The 18,030-nt window shown below is 43.5% G+C and carries 14 protein-coding genes and 1 pseudogene; 9 read left to right on the top strand and 6 right to left on the bottom strand.

The window, feature by feature from the left end:
• On the bottom strand, positions 1 to 193 hold a 193-nt coding region (locus F6K64_RS36560; protein ID WP_287267891.1), incomplete at its 3' end, for a hypothetical protein.
• Between the two features lie 226 nt (positions 194 to 419).
• On the opposite strand from F6K64_RS36560, the gene F6K64_RS36555 reads away from it, so the two are divergent.
• The 3 genes from F6K64_RS36555 to F6K64_RS36545 are packed head-to-tail and all read left to right on the top strand — an operon-like array spanning position 420 to position 3,147.
• A complete protein-coding gene (locus F6K64_RS36555) occupies positions 420 to 857 on the top strand; it encodes an SRPBCC family protein (protein ID WP_287267890.1) in 438 nt (145 codons plus the stop codon).
• Positions 858 to 872: 15 nt separating this feature from the next.
• Positions 873 to 1,388, top strand: a complete 516-nt coding sequence (locus F6K64_RS36550; protein ID WP_287267888.1) for a cupin domain-containing protein — start codon at positions 873 to 875, stop codon at positions 1,386 to 1,388.
• Between the two features lie 34 nt (positions 1,389 to 1,422).
• Positions 1,423 to 3,147: a GMC oxidoreductase gene (locus tag F6K64_RS36545; protein ID WP_287267887.1), complete on the top strand. Its 1,725-nt coding sequence runs from the start codon at positions 1,423 to 1,425 to the stop codon at positions 3,145 to 3,147.
• 513 nt (positions 3,148 to 3,660) lie between these two features.
• Here F6K64_RS36545 and F6K64_RS36540 read toward each other — a convergent pair.
• Positions 3,661 to 5,346 carry an EF-hand domain-containing protein gene (locus tag F6K64_RS36540; protein ID WP_287267885.1) on the bottom strand — a complete coding sequence of 562 codons (1,686 nt, stop codon included), beginning with the start codon at positions 5,344 to 5,346 and terminating at the stop codon, positions 3,661 to 3,663.
• Between the two features lie 558 nt (positions 5,347 to 5,904).
• Here F6K64_RS36540 and F6K64_RS36535 point away from each other — a divergent pair.
• Positions 5,905 to 6,675, top strand: coding sequence for a hypothetical protein (locus F6K64_RS36535; RefSeq protein WP_287267883.1), 771 nt, complete (start codon positions 5,905 to 5,907; stop codon positions 6,673 to 6,675).
• Positions 6,676 to 7,280: 605 nt separating this feature from the next.
• Positions 7,281 to 8,321: an amino acid ABC transporter substrate-binding protein gene (locus F6K64_RS36530; protein WP_287267882.1), complete on the top strand. Its 1,041-nt coding sequence runs from the start codon at positions 7,281 to 7,283 to the stop codon at positions 8,319 to 8,321.
• Positions 8,322 to 8,337: 16 nt separating this feature from the next.
• Here F6K64_RS36530 and F6K64_RS36525 read toward each other — a convergent pair whose 3' ends face one another.
• Entirely contained in the window at positions 8,338 to 8,580 is a 243-nt protein-coding gene (locus F6K64_RS36525) for a hypothetical protein (RefSeq protein WP_271970265.1), read from the bottom strand.
• 404 nt (positions 8,581 to 8,984) lie between these two features.
• Between F6K64_RS36525 and F6K64_RS36520 the strand changes: the two genes are divergently transcribed.
• The 3 genes from F6K64_RS36520 to F6K64_RS36510 all read left to right on the top strand — a co-directional run bounded on the left by F6K64_RS36520 (position 8,985) and on the right by F6K64_RS36510 (position 12,489).
• Positions 8,985 to 10,157: an amino acid ABC transporter permease gene (locus tag F6K64_RS36520; protein ID WP_287267880.1), complete on the top strand. Its 1,173-nt coding sequence runs from the start codon at positions 8,985 to 8,987 to the stop codon at positions 10,155 to 10,157.
• 29 nt (positions 10,158 to 10,186) lie between these two features.
• Positions 10,187 to 11,404 (top strand): amino acid ABC transporter permease, encoded by a 1,218-nt coding sequence (locus tag F6K64_RS36515; protein ID WP_287267879.1) that lies wholly within the window; start codon positions 10,187 to 10,189, stop codon positions 11,402 to 11,404.
• A gap of 293 nt (positions 11,405 to 11,697) precedes the next feature.
• Complete coding sequence (locus F6K64_RS36510; protein ID WP_287267878.1) at positions 11,698 to 12,489, top strand: amino acid ABC transporter ATP-binding protein; 792 nt, start codon at positions 11,698 to 11,700, stop codon at positions 12,487 to 12,489.
• Between the two features lie 115 nt (positions 12,490 to 12,604).
• Here the strand turns inward: F6K64_RS36510 and ribD are convergent, their stop codons facing one another.
• The 3 genes and pseudogenes from ribD to tnpA form a co-directional block, all read right to left on the bottom strand.
• Positions 12,605 to 13,723, bottom strand: a complete 1,119-nt coding sequence (gene ribD / locus F6K64_RS36505) for a bifunctional diaminohydroxyphosphoribosylaminopyrimidine deaminase/5-amino-6-(5-phosphoribosylamino)uracil reductase RibD (protein ID WP_287267876.1) — start codon at positions 13,721 to 13,723, stop codon at positions 12,605 to 12,607.
• Positions 13,724 to 13,867: 144 nt separating this feature from the next.
• Positions 13,868 to 15,919 carry a serine/threonine-protein kinase gene (locus F6K64_RS36500; protein WP_008186446.1) on the bottom strand — a complete coding sequence of 684 codons (2,052 nt, stop codon included), beginning with the start codon at positions 15,917 to 15,919 and terminating at the stop codon, positions 13,868 to 13,870.
• 205 nt (positions 15,920 to 16,124) lie between these two features.
• Positions 16,125 to 16,373 (bottom strand): annotated as a pseudogene (tnpA, locus tag F6K64_RS36495) (IS200/IS605 family transposase); the annotation flags it as partial.
• Between the two features lie 495 nt (positions 16,374 to 16,868).
• Between tnpA and F6K64_RS36485 the strand changes: the two are divergent.
• Positions 16,869 to 17,708 carry an HAD family hydrolase gene (locus F6K64_RS36485; RefSeq protein WP_008186444.1) on the top strand — a complete coding sequence of 280 codons (840 nt, stop codon included), beginning with the start codon at positions 16,869 to 16,871 and terminating at the stop codon, positions 17,706 to 17,708.
• Positions 17,709 to 18,030: the final 322 nt, after the last annotated feature.

The raw sequence follows: 18,030 nt of genomic DNA, 5'->3' as shown, positions 1-18,030 counted from the left end.
TTTCCGTTGGCGAATTAAATTCGCCAACGGAAAGCGCACCTCTTGATGCAGTGCGGTCTTGGGGTTTCCCCCCAAGACCGCACTGCATCGCTTCTGAGTAAGGCTTATAGAATTTAGATGCGTTTGCCCTGCCTGTTGGCAGGGCTGTTTCATTGGCAATCTGCGATCGCCTTTGGCGGGCTCTTCGAGCCATCGTGGCGACTGAGTATGGTAGTATCTCAGAGGTCGGGTTTTTTGTCTTGTCTGATGGTTATTTACTCACTTGCGCCCTTGTGGGACCTGTCTAGGTCAGGAAGAAAAAAGACATGGAAACCTGACAAAAGTTGATGACTGTATCATTTAATGCTGTTAATTTTGTCCTACTTGTTGAATAATCGAGTATATTAGTAGAGAGAATTAGTAGAGAGAATATCGACAGAATGACTAGAGTTTTTACAAGTGCTGTTATCAATACTCATATTGATAAAGTCTGGATGAATATCAGAGATTTTAATGCTATGCCTAACTGGCATCCAGGTATTGCTAACAGTTATATAGAAAATAGTGAACCCAGCGATAAAGTTGGCTGTATTCGTAATTTCAATCTCAAAGAAGGGGGGAATATTCGAGAGAAGCTATTGGTTCTAAGCGACTTAGATTATTTATTTTCCTACTCAATTCTCGAATCCCCCATGCCATTAACGAACTATGTGGCAACATTTCAGCTTAAGCCAATCACAGATGGAGATCTAACTTATGCTGAATGGACAGCAATATTCGACTGTGACCCCCAAGACGAAAAGCATCTGATTAAGTTGATAGGTGATGGTGTTTTTCAGACAGGTTTCAACGCATTGAACCAGATATTTAATAAATAATGGATAACCGTTAACATGGCAGATGCACAGTATTGGATCGAGAAACTCAAACTCGATAAATTAGAAGAGATTGGCGGCTACTTTCGCTCACATCTTAAATCAGAAAAAACAGTCTCTCAGATAGCTGGTTCTGAAGGTGGTAATGAGCGTAGATTGTGGGAAGTAAATTATTACCTCCTGCAGAATAATGATGTTACAGCACTTCATCAACTCAAGCAAGATGAAATATGGCATTTTTACGCGGGTAACCCATTGGCTCTTCATATATTCCCCAATGATGGAAATTACCGGAAAATTAAGCTGGGTAGTAACTTGGACCCGGGTGAAGTTTTTCAGGCAGTTGCCCCACATGATACTTGGTTTGGGGCGACAATGCTTGAAGCCAATTCTTTTGCGCTAGTTGGTACTACTCTAGCGCCCGGTTGGCATCCAACCGATTCCACAAAACCTACTCCTAATCAGTTGGAAAAATTGATGGAAATTTATCCACAACATCAAGAGTTAATTAAGCGATTAACGCTGACTATATAGCTGTAATTTATATTAAATAGAGGAACGTTTATGTATGACTGTATTCTCATCACCCAATTTTAATTATGGGTATCCCACGCCGGGTCAACAGGAAGTTAATAGTCAAGACATCATGAACCATGTCTTTTTTCTATCCCCCAGTGAATGGAAAAAGACGCGAGCAGAAAAACAATTTGACTATATCGTTATTGGCAGTGGCTTTTGTGCTCTTGGCTTTATTGAGAGAGTTCTCAATAAAGATGATAATGCCAGAATTCTACTCATTGAACGCGGGTCATTTTTCCTGCCCGAACACGTTCAAAATTTACCGACATCCTACCAAAAACTGTTACTCAAGCAGGCGTTAAAAACCTTTCCCTGGACTTTATCATCTAAGACCCTTAATCTTAATAAATATATTAAATGGCAGCATGGGATAATCCCCTTTTTCGGAGGTGGATCCACCCTATGGAGTGCCTGGTGCCCGGAACCGACAACAGAGGAAATGAACGGTTGGCCTCAAGCAACGATTAAGGCAGCGCAAGACTATTTCAAGACGGCGAAAATGTTGCTGAATGTGGTTGGAGCCAATGACGAAGAAACCGGAAATATCTTTGACCACTGGCAAAATAAACTAACTGAAAGATTGAAGCAGAATCTTCAGGATATTAAGTCAGCCACCCGCGTCGAACATGCTCAGATTGCCGTCGGCACTCCAACTATTACATCCACTGACGTGGAAAAGTTTTCCACACCAGGGCCACTTCTGGATCAGGTAATAAAATGCCAGGAAGAAGCCAAAAAACGTCAGATTGATTCCCGACTGAGTATTGTCACCGAATGTATAGTGACACGGATCTGGCAACAGGAAAACCAAGCAACAGCATTGGAAACAACCCGTGGGGTGGTCAATGTTGGCGATAGTAAAGTTATTTTAGCCATGGGGAGTATACCATCAACAACCCTGGTTTTGAATTCTTTTCCACAGGCAAAAAATGCGGGTAAGCGGTTTACCGCCCACTTTATCAGTGCCATTGTTGCCCGTATTCCCCGAGAGGACTTTCTGGAAATCTTTGACTGGGAAGAAAGCATTAAAGATGATTTAAGGAAAAAAAATCTGGAGTTGGCAGCTATCTACTTGGCTGGCGTCGATCAGGAAACTCAGGGACAATATCACATTCAACTCTCAGCTATATCCGACCCTGACCCAACTAATAAGACTCACATTGATACAGCGGCTCGTAATATGCCGGATGTGGTAGCCACCGCCTCACCCCAACAACTTGAGACATCCACTGATTACATCGTGTTTGTCTGTGCGGTTCTGGGTGAACTATTCGATAACCCTGGTAACGGGTTACAAAAAAATGATGGGGATGATCCCACAACCAATGTTACCCTGCAAGTTTTGGAAACGGACAAAGACTTATCCCTGTGGGATACTATGGACAAAGCCACTTTTGAGGTTCTTGAGCAAGGTTTGTCCCCAAAAGGAAAAGACCGAGTAGAATATTGGCACGGTGATCCGAATACGGGACAATGGAAGCGCGAACGCCACAAAATTCGTGTTCCCGGATTGGTACACGAAGCCTCAACCATGTGGATTGGGGATGATGAAGAGGCTGTTGTGGGGTTAGATTATCGGCTCAAGGGTGTAGAGAACGTCTATATCACCGGAGCTTCACTTTGGCCCACTGGCGGTTCTTGGAACCCAACGTTGACCATGGTTGCCCTTGCCCAACATCTAGCCGATAACGTGACATACTCCCACACTGAATGAAAGATTACAGTGTGGGCTTCTTACCAACTCCAGCCATTGCTTAGGATACTCGATAAGCTTTATTAACGACACGGGATGCCCCTCCGCGCCGGAACAATACAATAAGTTCTATTTTTTAGGAACGTAGGTGGCGGTTAGCTCTTAATTTGTCTTCCCTACTATGCTCATTATAGCTCAAAAGTCCATTATAGATCAAAACAAAATATCAAAGTTCCGCCTCCGCCATTCATCCCACGCCGACCTTTGGTGCGGACGTGGGGCATAAGCGCGGATCAAGCTCAGACATAGGGGATGGGAACAGGGGTAATGCCCTGAAAGGCACTACCCACCCCGTAAACTAGCCAGGTCTTGCATCGTTCCCATGATGGGCAAGGGATGCCGATCAGAGGTTTTCTGTGAATTCAATAAACTAGATAACAGCTCATGGAGCGGCAAAGATTAAGGTTTGTTTTGAAAACTTTCATCAGTTTTAGACATGGTCTATTCTAGCTTTTTTACAACACCTTTTTCTCATTACATTGCTAACAATGCCAGCTCATCCATCGACACCATACCATCTTTATTGACATCCAAGACCTCAAACATCAGGCTGATTAATCCTTTCTGGGTGCGGCCTTTCCGTTCTGCCAATGCTGCCCCTAGTTCTGCGGGGGAAATATAGCCATCCTGATTTTGATCGAGAAAGGCAAAGGCATTTTTGACACCCTGTTTCAGCTCTTCTGTGGTGATTTCCCCATCGCCATCAGCGTCCCATTCTTCATAACCAACCAGGACTCTCCAGGCATCTTTCATACAGCTTTCCACGATCAGGTTTTGGGCTGGAAGACATTGATCCAAAGGCGGAGCACCACCATTAGCGTTGGCATAATCTACCAAAGGTTTGATGCTATCGAACCCCGTCAGCAAGGGTTGATAAATACCGAGAGTGTAAATTTTTTTGGGGTCAAATGGGGCGTGGTTAATGCTGACAATTTTCAGACTGGGGTAGTCTTCAATCACTACATCAAGATCGGCATGGAGAAAATTGGGGGCTGCAAGATTGGGCGTGCTGCGAGTTTCGGCGATCGCATCTTGTAAGATGTACCCAGGCACCTGAATCAAGGACATTTCGGTATCCAATGGCATCTCTTCCAACAAATCCCTATATGTGAAAGATTCTCCCTTATCATAGTCTCGCTTACCTCGAATGGATCCTCCCTGGAGCATCACTAGATCGACATTATTCAAGCTTTTTTTGATATAAGAACATAGGGTTGATGCCACTTTTTCGGGTTGGAATCGCGTCCGTTTAGAGGACATGGATTCTTTGATCTCAAAAATCTCGACATCTATCAGCGAACCGAGAAGATTATGGGTATGTTCGACAAACTTTTGAGTCTCTGACTCGGCATCAAAATGGCTTGTTGAAAGCATCTGCACTGCCGTATGGCACTGTTCGGAAGCATCCCACCACAAATCAACAACCACCACATTAATAGCATCAGCACCAGCTTTAACAATCAGACTCCGCTCAATTTTCTCAATATAAATCTCATGATCGTGCCCCCCAACAATTACAGGAACTTTACCACTAAGTTGGTGATCTTGCTGGATCCCCGTGGCTAGTTCCCGATCTTCCGCAATTGTCTGATGGGTCAGGGGAATCAGCATGGTTGCTTCATTAGAACACTTAGACCAGGTTTCCTTTAAAGCATCGAAGATGGGTTGAATGGTTAGGTTCGTCCCTGGTCTGAAAATATCGGTATTGTTAGTGCAAAATCCAGCAAAGGCAACTCGATGAGAACCGACTTCAACAATGTCATATTTCGGAAGTGGCTGACCACTGGCATCCACAATTGGCAAGTCCAAGATGTTGCTATTTAAGCATTTTCCTTCGTAGGTTTTGAAACGCTCACACAGGACATCCACGGTAACATCGAATTCATGGTTGCCCAAGCAAATATAATCAATGTTGACGACCTTTAGCACATCCAGCATGGCTTTACCGCCATCAAGTGAAGTAATTAAACAAGGAGAGAGAAAGTCTCCGCTAATGCAGGCAATCACCACGGCATCTTCCGATGTTTCCTTCAGGGATTTAATCACTGTTTCCACGTAGGGATAATTCTTGATGTCGTAAACATCATTGATCGAAATGATTCTGAGATAGTTTCCCACTGCCTCTCGGGGTTTCGGCAGATACAATCGAGTAGTTGTCATTACAGCAAGTAATTTTTAGGAATATTTCAGGAATTTTATCTAAAAAAATGATAAACAAAGATATAATAAAAAATTTTTCTAATTAAAATAGTTTCTTAATAATTACACTGATTCCAGTGACGGCGTTACTGAATACACAGATGAATCGGGAGTAGGCACCGGAACCTCCCAAGACTTGAGGTTTGGTTGTGATTTGGGAATACCTGTAGTCTAGAAATTACGGCTCTCCTAGAGTGGCTATGATAAATTAGTATAAAATAATCGCGCTTATTCCTTACTAAGTAAGCTTTTGAGTAATTTAAAAATGCATTTTTATTAAAATGGCATTTTTAGTTCAATGAATCCCTGGCTATTGAAGGGGTTAAGCTCATTTAAACTACTCATTTACCACACCCATTCTAGGATAGCCGAAATTACCTGCAGTCTATAAATACTTATTGCTAGTTGTATGGTATCTTAATCAAGGTGCCTGTCTTGACTATTACCACAATGGAAGCATCTTGACAGTTGCTAATGTATCATTTTCCCAAAAATCCAGGGTTAAGTCTAACTTGCTTTATGACAATTCAACAAACTGTTTCGGTTTTAACTGCTAGGTCTATTCTTGAAGGAATTGACGCTGTTGCCATTGACCAACTACCCACGGTTTGGCAAAAAATTGCCAGTGGTGAGGCAGAAGTAGGACATCCTGACCTTGAGTTTCTGGTTGCTTTGGCTCAATTGTTTCTAACCAAGGCAACCGATGGCAGCCCGGAAATTTTTGAGCAAGGGTTCGATTGCCAGTCTCTTTTTCAGAAGGGAGCTTGGGATACTTTGGAGTTTTTCGGTGCTGACTATTTGCTGTCAGCTTACCCAAATTTTGAATTAGCCAAGACTACTGCTGTGGCAACAGATGGTGCCGAGCGGGTAGTCGCTTTTGTCGTAGACGTGTTTGAGGAGTTCAACTATGAATTACCAGCCTCTTTCTATCAGATGCTTCTGTGCCCGATTGAGCGGGACTCGATCCTAGAATCACGAGCTATGGCTTTTGATGTGCGCATGCAGGGTGTAAAACGTCCCTACGATGCCTGCCTTCACGCTTTCAATGTGACGCGGATGCTGATGTTTGTTGAGAGTAAAGCTGCTCGTCACGGTCTTCTGCTCCAACACGGGTGCGGGTGTGACTCTCATCTAACCGACATTCAGTCGGCTGCACCTAGTTCAATAGTCCACTACTCATTTGAAAATCAGAAAACTCGTAAAAAAGCGATTACGGCTTACATCTGGCGCATGTGGAATGAGTACATGCTCTTCCCAATGTCTGTTCAATCAAAAACTCTAGCTCTATAGGTTTGATAGATAATCTCAAGAAAAGCATTGCTATGAGAGCTAATTTCTCAACAGAAGGTTAAGGACAGTATTCGGTGCGTTCGCAAACGCACCCAAAAAGCGATCGCAAGTTTCATTGAACCTTGGTACATCCTCCAGGGGTTAACCTCTGTGAGCTGATTTGATGATTGGACTGACCTAATCGGCTCAGGTGAATTAAGCGATCGCTTTTTTATTATAACGATTGATTAATTATTAGTTTGTTTAAAAAACAATAATAATAATTACACTGAAAAGTTTGTAACTATAATCACTAAAGTTCCTTGGTCTGAAGTTCTCGAAAACTGCGGCGAAGTCTACTTTACTTACCCATTAGCAGCCGTGCCATAGGATAGCAATCCGTGTAGGAATTGTGAGAATTTTTGATTTGATCGGAAGTTCCCTACTCCCTACTCCCTACTCCCTACTCCCTACTCCCTGTTACCTTTGCTAGATAACTAATCTAGCAGCATAAGTAATCTAACCAACTTGATCTAAAATGCAATCAAGCTTAAGCAGCGGAAGCTCATGTCAGCTGATCGCGTGAGGCCGTTGTATATCTAAAAAACAAGACCAAGAAAAAACTTATGCCTAAATGGAGTTCTCTGGTACTAGCCACTCTAGTATTAGTTGCACCCTTAACAGCCTGTGAAGGAGGTGGGACAAGCGCTAAACAAAGCCGCTTAGATATAGTCAAGAGCCGTGGCAAACTGATTTGTGGTGTTGACGGTGGCATTCCCGGATTTAGCTTTGTGGATGGGAGCGGTAACTACTCCGGGCTAGATGTGGATGTCTGTAAAGCAGTTGCTGCTGCTTTGTTTGATGACCCAAAAGCAGTAGAGTACCGTAACCTTGACTCCACGGAGCGATTTCCCGCCGTCCGGAATGGTGAAGTGGATATGCTCTCGCGCAATACCACTTGGACTCTTAGCCGAGATAGCTCTACCAATAACTTAGAATTTGCCCCTACTACCTTTTATGATGGTCAGGGCATGATGGTGCGCAAAAACAGTGGGATTAAGACACTCAAAGATTTTAAAGGAAAATCCGTCTGTGTGGAAACTGGAACCACTACTGAGTTGAATTTAACCGACAAGATGCGGGAAGCAGGTGTCGAATTTGAGCCAGTGGTATTTCAGAAAGCAGACCCTGCCTATACTGCCTATAACGAAGAACGTTGTGACGGCATGACTTCTGATAAATCCCAACTATTGGCCAAACGTAGCACTCTGCCTAAGCCTGATGATCATGTACTTCTAGATGTTACCATGTCCAAGGAACCCTTGGGACCAGTAACTATTAATAATGACTCCGCTTGGTTTGATGTCGTCAAGTGGGTGACTTTCGCCTTGATTGAAGCCGAAGAGTTAGGCATTACTAAGGCGAATGTGGCACAAATGAGCAACAGTCCTAACCCGACTGTCAAACGCTTCGTAGGTGTTGAAGGTGAATTAGGCAAAGGTCTCGGTTTAGAAAACGATTTTGCAGCGCGAGTGATTAAGCACGTCGGTAACTACGGCGAAGTCTATGACCGTAACTTGGGTAAAAATTCTCAGTTCAAACTCAATCGGGGTCTGAATGACCTCTGGACTCGTGGGGGTATTTTGTATTCTCCACCCTTCCGTTAAGGGATTGTTAACTGTTTCAGGTTGAAGGTTGAAGGTTGGTTGGTTGTTCGCGTAGCGTGGCCAATAGGCCAAGGTTGGTTGGTTGTTCGCGTAGCGTGGCCAATAGGCCAAGGTTGGTTGGTTGTTCGCGTAGCGTGGCCAATAGGCCAAGGTTGATTGGTTGTTCGCGTAGCGTGGCCAATAGGCCAAGGTTGATTGGTTGTTCGCGTAGCGTGGCCAATAGGCCAAGGTTGATTGGTTGTTCGCGTAGCGTGGCCAATAGGCCAAGGTTGCAGGTTGAATGTTAACAGTAAACCTAAAACCTAAGAGGATCTTTGAGAAGTACCAAATGTTTGGCATGAGCCACGATTATCCCCGAAATCTGGGATACTTTGAGCCAAATTACCCCCAAATTTGGGGGGCTAGGGAGCGGTTTCGAGTAGCATCCAACACTTTTAAAACAGCCTCTAAAACCTAAAATCTGTAACCTAAAACCTAAAACCTTTAACCAACCTACAACCTGCAACATTAAACCAACCAACCTTCAACCAACCTCCAACATTCAACCAACCAACCTTCAACCTTCAACCAACCTCCAACATTCAACCAACCTCCAACATTCAACCAACCAACCTTCAACCTTCAACCAACCAACCTGTAACCTGCAACCAAAACAACTAACGAATGACAAGCAATATAGGTCAAAAGCCTCCTTTGTGGCGAGATGACCGATTTTGGCGCATTGCCATACAAGTCCTATTTGTGCTGGTGGTGATTGCGGTCGTGGCATGGCTAGGCAGCAACTTAAGCCGAAATATTCAGCAACAAGCGATTAAATTGGGGTTTGATTTTCTCCAAGATCAAGCCAAATTTGGCATTGGTGATACCCCCATTCCCTATACAGCCACTGACCCCTATAGCTATGCTTTATTGATCGGACTGGCCAATTCATTGCGGGTGATGGTGTTTGGGATTATCCTGACAACTATTGTTGGTATTACCGCCGGGATAGCTAGTTTTTCTGACAATTGGCTAGTGAGTAAGCTGAGTCTGGTGTATGTGGAAGTGGTGCGCAATACACCACTGCTGCTGCAATTGCTATTTTGGTACTTTGGGGTTTTCTTCCAACTGCCAAAACTGTCGGAAAAAATTCAGTTACCTGGGTCGATATTTTTGAGCAAGCGGGGAATTTATATTCCTTGGCCCCCCTTCACCACCCAGCTGTTTCTGTGGTTGGTGGTTTTGCTAGTAGGTGCGATCGCAGCATTTTTAATCTGGCAGTGGCGCACTAAAGTGATGGTAGAACAAGCACAATCGGGTCAGCCGCAGTTAATTGCTTTAATTGCGATCGCAATTGCTGCTGTCTTAATTATCATCATCGGTTTTGGTTGGCAAAGACCGCAAGAAGTTATCGACACAGGTAATATTGAAGGCGGACTCCGGCTAACTATTGAGTTCTGTGCCTTACTAGCTGGTCTAGTCTTTTACACAGGTGCGTTTATCGCCGAAATTGTCCGAGCTGGAATACAGTCAGTACAGAAGGGACAGTGGGAAGCAGCAAGATCTTTGGGACTTAAGTCAGGCTTAGCTATGCGGTTGGTGATTTTTCCCCAAGCCTTGCGGGTGATTATCCCTTCCCTAAACAGCCAGTATATGAACCTCGCCAAAAACTCCAGCTTAGCATCTGCTATTGGCTACCCAGATATCTACTCTATTGCTCAAACCACCTTCAACCAAGCGGGTCATGAAATCGAAATAATCGTGGTGATCATACCCCTGACCTATCTAACCATTAACCTGATCATTTCTTTCGTAATGAACCTATTGAATCGGACAGTTCAATTGCAGGAAAGATAATTGATTAACTGTTGACTTATAACTAGATAATGACTACTGTTAATTCTCAACCTCCTGAACTAGCACCACCCCCTGAACTACAGGTTAATCCAATTACCTGGATAAAGAAAAATTTATTTAGTACTTGGTATAATAGCCTATTGACGGTTAGTGTTTTATGGTTTCTATTCGTAACCGTTAAAGGCTTGATAACATGGGCAACTACTGAAGCCCAGTGGGATGTTATCAAGGATAACTTTCGTCTGTTTTTTGTAGGAACCTATCCCGCCACCGAAAACTGGCGTCCATGGTTGATTCTGGGGATTATTGTATTCCTATCAGGGATAACTTGGGGAGTTTTAGCAAGAAATGTTATCACTCTATTTAGTCGCAATGTGTTAATAGCTCTTGTGATCAGTGGTGCTATATTAGTGCTATTTCCAGTAGCAATTCCCTATCGCTTATTGCTCTTAGGAATAGTAGTCTTACTGGTAGCTAGTGCTTGGGGAGCACAACAGGTTGCTAAGACTCAACCGAAATTGGGTAATTGGTTACCTTTAGCTTGGTTTATTGCTTTATTAATCTTCCTGTGGCTTCTCGGAGGAGGACTCGGACTAAAACAGGTATCCACTAATCAATGGGGTGGGTTACTGCTGAATGTCTTAGCGGCAGTGGTCAGTATTTTAATCTGTTTTCCCCTAGGTGTATTACTAGCCCTAGGACGACAAAGTACCTTACCAGTTGTGCGCGGCTTCTCTATCCTTTACATTGAACTAATCCGAGGACTACCGCTGATTGCGATTTTGTTCATCGGACAAGTAATTATCCCACTATTTCTACCATCAGGAATGCGACCAGACCGGGTGTTACGGGCAATCATCGGTCTGACCTTATTTAGTGCTGCTTACCTAGCCGAAAATGTGCGAGGAGGACTGCAATCCATACCTACAGGTCAAATCGAAGCTGCGAAAGCATTGGGTTTAAATACCCCCCTATCGGTAGGACTGATTGTGTTACCTCAGGCACTCAAAGCTGTTATTCCTGCCATTGTCGGTCAGTTTATTAGTCTGTTTCAAGACACCACTCTCCTATTTGTTGTAGGTCTAGTGGAGTTGCTTGGTATCGGTGATTCTATCTTTGCCCAAGCCAAATTTGAAACCCCCTATCAAGAAGTATATTTATTCGACGGACTCCTATTCTGGTTATTTTGTTACGCCATGTCCACAGCCAGCCGACGTCTGGAAAAACAATTGAATGTAGACCATTGAATCTAGATTATAGCAATTCTCATAGCTATGAGGTACACAATTTATGGATTTTAGGGAACAGGGAACAGGGAACAGGGAATAGGGAATAGGGAATAGGGAATAGACCTGCGCTGCATGAAGACAGGGAATCAACGTCAAAGAATAAAATACCTTATAACTGCGATAAACGCTATATAACCTTAAACCTGTAACTTTAAACCTGTAACTTTAAACCTGTAACCTTTAACCTTTAACTTTCAAGCTGTAACCTTTAACCTTTAACCCAATATAACCTTACTCAAGGGAAAAGAATCATGACCAATCAACAACCGATCACTTCTCCTCAAGACCCAGGGAATGCCGGAGATACCGAATCCATGATCATCGCTCAAGATGTTCATAAGTGGTACGCCAGCAACCAATTTCATGTTCTGCGTGGTGTCAGTCTAGAAGTCAAGAAAAAAGAAGTAGTGGTGATCATGGGGCCTAGTGGGTCTGGTAAATCCACCTTTATTCGGACATTTAATGCTCTAGAAGACTATCAAAAAGGAAAAATTATTATTGATAACATTGAACTATCCCATGACTTGCGAAACATTGATACTATTCGCAAGGAAGTGGGGATGGTGTTCCAACAATTTAACTTATTTCCTCACCTCACTGTGCTGCAAAATGTCACCCTTGCTCCGATTTGGGTGCGCCGCTGGAAAAAGGCAAAAGCTGAAGAAATTGCCATGCAGCTGTTAGAAAAAGTCGGTATTCTCGAACAAGCCAAGAAGTATCCCGGTCAACTGTCAGGGGGACAACAGCAACGGGTAGCTATTGCCCGTGCTTTGGCAATGCAGCCTAAAATTATGTTATTTGATGAGCCAACCTCAGCTCTCGACCCTGAGATGGTGCGAGAGGTACTCGATACCATGCGATCGCTTGCTGATTCTGGGATGACTATGGTTTGCGTTACCCACGAAGTAGGTTTTGCTAGAGAAGTCGCAGACCGAGTGGTCCTAATGGCTGATGGGAAGTTGGTGGAAGAAAGTACACCCCAGGAATTTTTCAACAATCCTCAACATGAACGTACTAAGCAGTTTTTATCTCAAATTTTATAGATATATTTTTTATAAATATAGCCTTGCGCCCAGCACTAAATAGCCTTGAATAAGGTAAAGTAAATTTTCTTACCCCGACTCCCGACTCCCGACTCCCGACTCCCGACTCTACTCCCTACTCCCTATTAGGTATATAACCTTCGACAACATAATCCGATCCTAGCTGACGCCAACTGACTCGTTCTAAGGTTAGAGCATCAGTCATGAGTGTCAAGCCCAAATCTCCTACTGGTGAGGGACTACCTTGACCACCGATGATTTTTGGAGCAATAAAGGCTACGATTTTTTGGACTGCACCGTCTGCGATCGCATTTGCAGCTAAGATACCACCACATTCCCATAACACCCTCGAAAGCTGCCTGTCATATAAATATGCCATTACTTGAGAAGGAGTCAGGGGATTCAATACCACCACCTCTACACCCTGGTTGACCAGATGTTGATATAAATCACCCTCAGTTCCGACCTCTGTAAACACCAACGTAGGCACATCATCCGTTTGCCAAACACGAGCATCTCTGGGTAAGTCGAGGGTGCGACTCATGATCACCCGTAGGGGATTCGGTGCGTTTGGATTGTGACTAGTCAAATTGGGGTTATCCTGACGCACCGTATTACCGCCCACAATCACTGCATCGCAAGCTGATCGTAGTTGATGCACCCAACTGCGGGACTTTTCCCCTGTAATCCATTTGCTGTGACCACTAGTAGCAGCAATTTTGCCATCTAAGGTCATGGCATACTTGAGAATTCCCAATGGACGCTGGTAAAGAATGCGATGAATAAAGCCTTCATTGAGCTGACGGCAAGCACTCTCTTCCACACCTACCACCACTTCAATCCCAGCCGCCCTTAACCGTTCAATACCTTTTCCAGATACCCGTGGATCAGGGTCCACCATCCCCACCACTACTTTAGCGACTCCAGCCTTAATTAACGCTTCTGTACAAGGAGGGGTTCTACCATAGTGATTGCAGGGTTCCAGATTCACGTAAACCGTTGCTCCCTGAGCATTTTCCCCAGCCTCTGAGAGGGCAAACACTTCCGCGTGGGGTTGACCAGCAGCGGGATGAAACCCTTCCCCGACAATTTCCCCATTCCGGACAATTACACAACCCACTAAAGGGTTGGGTGTAGTACGTCCCAGGGCTTGCCGTGCTAGTTGGATGCACCGCTGTATCATGGCTTGCGCCAAAGGAGTTTCAGGAAAAGATGTCACAGGAGAGTTATCCATTGGTCTGTTACTATTCGTCTGTTACTATTGAAATGTTATTTGTAATCATTAATTACATTCATCAGCATTTAACTAACTTTACCTCTAAACATCAGCAAATCGAAATTGCTAACCAATAGCTCACGAACACTAATTACTTACAAACTAATTACTTAACTGTGGCACCTGCCAGAGTTTGATTATCTTTTTACCACCACTAGTAGCAATTGTCTGGCAATCAGGACTAATCGCAAAATATTCAATTGGATTTGGAAAACCATTTAGGGTATAGATTAGTTTTTCATTAGCAAAATCCCACACTTTTATGGTTTTATCTGCACTTCCACTGAACAACTTCTTACACTTAGCACCGATAGCTAATTCTTCCACATAATTGGTATGATCATTTAGACTGTTGACTTCTTCCCCAGTATCTAGATTCCAGACTTTGATAGTATTGTCAGCACTAGCACTAAACAATCGTTGTCCATCCGGACTTATGGCTAGAGAATTCACAAAGCTCTCATGACCTTTGAGAGTGTCGAGCTCTTCCCCAGTGTTGATATCCCAAATTTTAATCGTTTTATCGGCACTAGCACTAAATAGTTGTTGCTCATTCTGACTAATTAATAAAAAGTTAATTGAACTTTTATGACCTTGGATAGTGCGGATTTCTTGTCCCGTGTTGATATCCCAAATCTTAATTGTCTTGTCGGCACTAGCACTAAATAATTGTTGTCCATCCGGACTAAACGCTAGATGATTAATATAACTTTTATGACCTTGGATAGTGCGGATTTCTTGTCCCGTGTTGAGATCCCAAATCTTAATCGTCTTATCGGCACTAGCACTAAATAATTGTTGTCCATCCGGACTAATAGCTAGATAATTAACATAGCTATTATGACCTTCGAGAGTGTGGATTGCTTCTCCCGTGTTAAGATCCCAAATCTTAATATTTTTATCGGCACTAGCACTAACTAATTGTTGTCCATCCGGACTAATTACTAGATAATTAACCCAACTTGAATGACCAGTGAAAGTTTTAGTGTCAACTACAGATAATTCTTGAGCATATATTTCTTGATATTTTCTCAGGGAAGCATTATAGGATTTATACAATAGCCAACCACCAGCACCAAATAATCCAACCACCAGAGCCAATATCCCTCCTAACCACCATCTTCTTCTTGGGGGTTTTACAAATTCCGTTTCTATAGAAATATTGGGTTGAGATTTAGTTTTAAAGCTTTGGTTGGTTGTACTCCCTTCTATATTAGTATTAGCCTTTGAAATACTAATCAAAGAGTAAATATTAGCTAGATCATTTAAAATTTGCTGAGTCTTCTGAGGTCGAGCTGCTGCGGTTGGTGCCATCAAACTATCAATAAAGTCTGCTAGCTGCTCAGATATTTGAGGAGCATGATCACGCCAATGAAATTGATCATTTAACGGATCATAAACACTCTGATCTGTGACTGATTTGCCAGTCAGTAAATAAACAAAGGTTCGCCCCAGAGCATAAAAATCGGACTGTGGGACTGCATAGCCTTTTTCTTGCTCTGGGGGAGTATAGCCATGGGAACTAATCTTGGTAACACTGCCTCCACCACCGATTTCCGCTAGGTAGGTATAGGTCAACTCTCTAGCGGTGCCAAAGTCAATCAATACCAGTTGCCCATTGGCACGGAGCATGATGTTTTCTGGCTTGATATCGCGATGGAAATAGTTTTCTTGGTGAACAAGATGCAAAATCTCTACTATCTGCTTTAACCATTTAAGGGCTTGCGGTTCTAAAATCGGGTGATTGCCCTGTTGCCTCATCCACTGCTTCAAGTTAAGTCCATCAATTTTCTCCATGATGATGCAATGCAGGGGCTCCTTACTATGTCTAGGAAAAAACTGAAAGTAGCCCTCTGGATCGATTTGAGGGATACCGGGATGAGTCAGCTGGCTCAATACAGCTGCCTCTTGGCGAAATAGTTCAATAATTTTGGATTTCGAGTTGTGCTCCGGCTTAAGGACTTTTAGAATTTTTGGTACTGCCCCGTTGTAAGCTTCGTAAACCTTACCAAAGCCACTTTGGTCACTCAACAGGCGCATCACCCGATAGCGACCTTGTAATAACAAATCTGAGCCACAATGGCGACAAACCAGATTCGTCATGTTCCCTGGGTCATCTGGCTGAAGACACAGGGGATTGATACAGTAGCTCATGCCTAGCTACAAAAAGATAGTGGTCTTATCCCAATATTAGGATGGGGGTCTTGAATTAATCTACTCAAAGCAATATTTTCGCTCATTACGCCCCTAGTAGCTCAACAGCAGGAGTGAACAGATCAATATATAGGTTTTTATAGAGTCAGCTAGCAAGCAAAACTACCCACATTCATGGGGGAGATGTAGCCAGCGGTAGGAGCTTTTAAGCTCCGTGATGCTCTCTGTGATTCTCAATATAACGCCTAACTGTTTCAGAGCTGACGTTACCGGCAGTACTGACAAAATAACTTCGAGTCCAAAGGGAAGGGAGTCTAAGCAGGATTGGAAACTCTTGTCTGAGATATCTTGATGACCTTCCCTTAACTCGATTTACTACGTCTTTGGCAGATAGGCAAGGGTAGGCATTAACAAACAGATGAACGTGGTCAGGCTGGATTTCAAGGCTGATTAACTTGCAGTCGAGGTCTGTACAAGACATCTCAGGGCTGGCTAGTTAACAGTGACGCTAACGGAGCCGCAAACATAATCACAAAGGTAGCCACAAGGTTAGGCATCGACCTAACTAGAGTGGGTAGGGCTGTTTTGACTCAGCCGAGACGAATACAACTGTATGCTTCCACAACCTCAGTATAAAGGTCTGAAGAATCCCCCATCTTTCAAGTGGGGGAGAAGTCAAATGCTAGTACAAAGTGGCGGTCATGGAATGCAATTGTTGCCTAATTTTGCCTAAGTGCTGCTCCAGTTCCTTAGGAAAAAAGTTACCTTTATTTATTTAACTATTTATAGTTGCAATTAAACTATCAACCGTCAACCGTCAACATCCTTTCCCGACAGACTACAATATCGTATCAATTCAATGTCCCCTCAAGCAGGTGGCAATCTACACTAAAACTGGTACATTGTAAAGAAGTATGTCAAAAAGCCCAGCCCAGCCAAGAACTAATCTATGAACTGTGTTGCTGCCCCAGACAGGCAATTATCCCGATTTTCCCTGCCTCAAAATACAGTCCCCTACTTGCAACAACTGACCATATTCTGTGATTTTGACGGTCCCATTGTTGATGTTTCCAATCGCTACTACAGCACGTACCAGCTAGCACTAACCGATACTCAAGGGTTCTACCAAGCTCAAGGTATAACCTTACCAATCCAGACCATGAGTAAACAGCAGTTCTGGCACATGAAGCAAGAACGCATCCCTGACGAGGAAATTGCCATGCGCTCAGGGTTACGAGGAGAGCAAATCGATTTCTTCTTGGGGCGTGTGATCAAGATTGTGAATGAATCTGCCTTATTGAACAAAGATCAGCTGCAACCAAACCTAAACTGGGCCTTAGCTTTGCTGCATTCTTATGGCATCCGACTCGTTCTGGTGACATTGCGTTCCACATCTCAGGTCAAACAGATATTGAGCAATTACGGTTTAACTCGTCTTTTTAGCAGCATTTATGGCACAACAGAAAACCACCATGCTTATCAAAACTATGCTCAGGTTAAACAGGAACTTCTCCAACAAGCCCTCTGTGACCATAGTACTTCATCCTACACGGAACAATCTCTGTTAGCTGAACCATCGGTATCTGCTTGGATGATTGGTGATACAGAAGCCGATATTCTCGCAGGACAAGCCCTCTCAATTCCCACCATAGCTCTTACCTGTGGCATTCGTTCTGAATCATATCTCAAGCGGTTTGAACCTACTCATATCTGTAGCGACCTACTTTGTGCCACCTCTTATCTATTAGAACTCTCTAGAGCTGTTGGCTCTACCGAACTTGCTATGTAAAAGCGATGCAGTGGCTCTACGGGCGTTTCCCGCACTCGCGCTTTGCATCAAGACACTGTTAGGAAATAATTAGTATAATCCTGATTGAGCGGGAGTTTTAGTTTTTGATAGAATAATTTTTTATAAATCAACCGCTCAATGATAATTAGTGAGCAATAAGCGCGGTTTTATGCATACTAGGTTCGGTAGAGCCATAACCTTCAACCTTCAACCTTCAACCTTCAACCTTCAACCTTCAACCTTCAACCTTCAACCTTCAACCTTCAACCTTCAACCTTCAACCTTCAACCTTCAACCTTCAACCTTCAACCTTCAACCTTCA

This window comes from Moorena sp. SIO3A2, from assembly GCF_010672265.1.
GTDB lineage: Bacteria > Cyanobacteriota > Cyanobacteriia > Cyanobacteriales > Coleofasciculaceae > Moorena > Moorena producens.
Note: the sequence above shows the minus strand (reverse complement) of the source record. Positions and strands in the feature narration are given on the sequence as shown.

Coding starts and splice junctions, on each gene's coding strand:
- F6K64_RS36485 (WP_008186444.1), top strand. CDS start 16,869: ATGAACTGTGTTGCTGCCCCAGACAGGCAATTATCCCGATTTTCCCTG.
- ribD (WP_287267876.1), bottom strand. CDS start 13,723: ATGGATAACTCTCCTGTGACATCTTTTCCTGAAACTCCTTTGGCGCAA.
- F6K64_RS36555 (WP_287267890.1), top strand. CDS start 420: ATGACTAGAGTTTTTACAAGTGCTGTTATCAATACTCATATTGATAAA.
- F6K64_RS36520 (WP_287267880.1), top strand. CDS start 8,985: ATGACAAGCAATATAGGTCAAAAGCCTCCTTTGTGGCGAGATGACCGA.
- F6K64_RS36535 (WP_287267883.1), top strand. CDS start 5,905: ATGACAATTCAACAAACTGTTTCGGTTTTAACTGCTAGGTCTATTCTT.
- F6K64_RS36545 (WP_287267887.1), top strand. CDS start 1,423: ATGACTGTATTCTCATCACCCAATTTTAATTATGGGTATCCCACGCCG.
- F6K64_RS36540 (WP_287267885.1), bottom strand. CDS start 5,346: ATGACAACTACTCGATTGTATCTGCCGAAACCCCGAGAGGCAGTGGGA.
- F6K64_RS36550 (WP_287267888.1), top strand. CDS start 873: ATGGCAGATGCACAGTATTGGATCGAGAAACTCAAACTCGATAAATTA.
- F6K64_RS36500 (WP_008186446.1), bottom strand. CDS start 15,919: ATGAGCTACTGTATCAATCCCCTGTGTCTTCAGCCAGATGACCCAGGG.
- F6K64_RS36515 (WP_287267879.1), top strand. CDS start 10,187: ATGACTACTGTTAATTCTCAACCTCCTGAACTAGCACCACCCCCTGAA.
- F6K64_RS36530 (WP_287267882.1), top strand. CDS start 7,281: ATGCCTAAATGGAGTTCTCTGGTACTAGCCACTCTAGTATTAGTTGCA.
- F6K64_RS36510 (WP_287267878.1), top strand. CDS start 11,698: ATGACCAATCAACAACCGATCACTTCTCCTCAAGACCCAGGGAATGCC.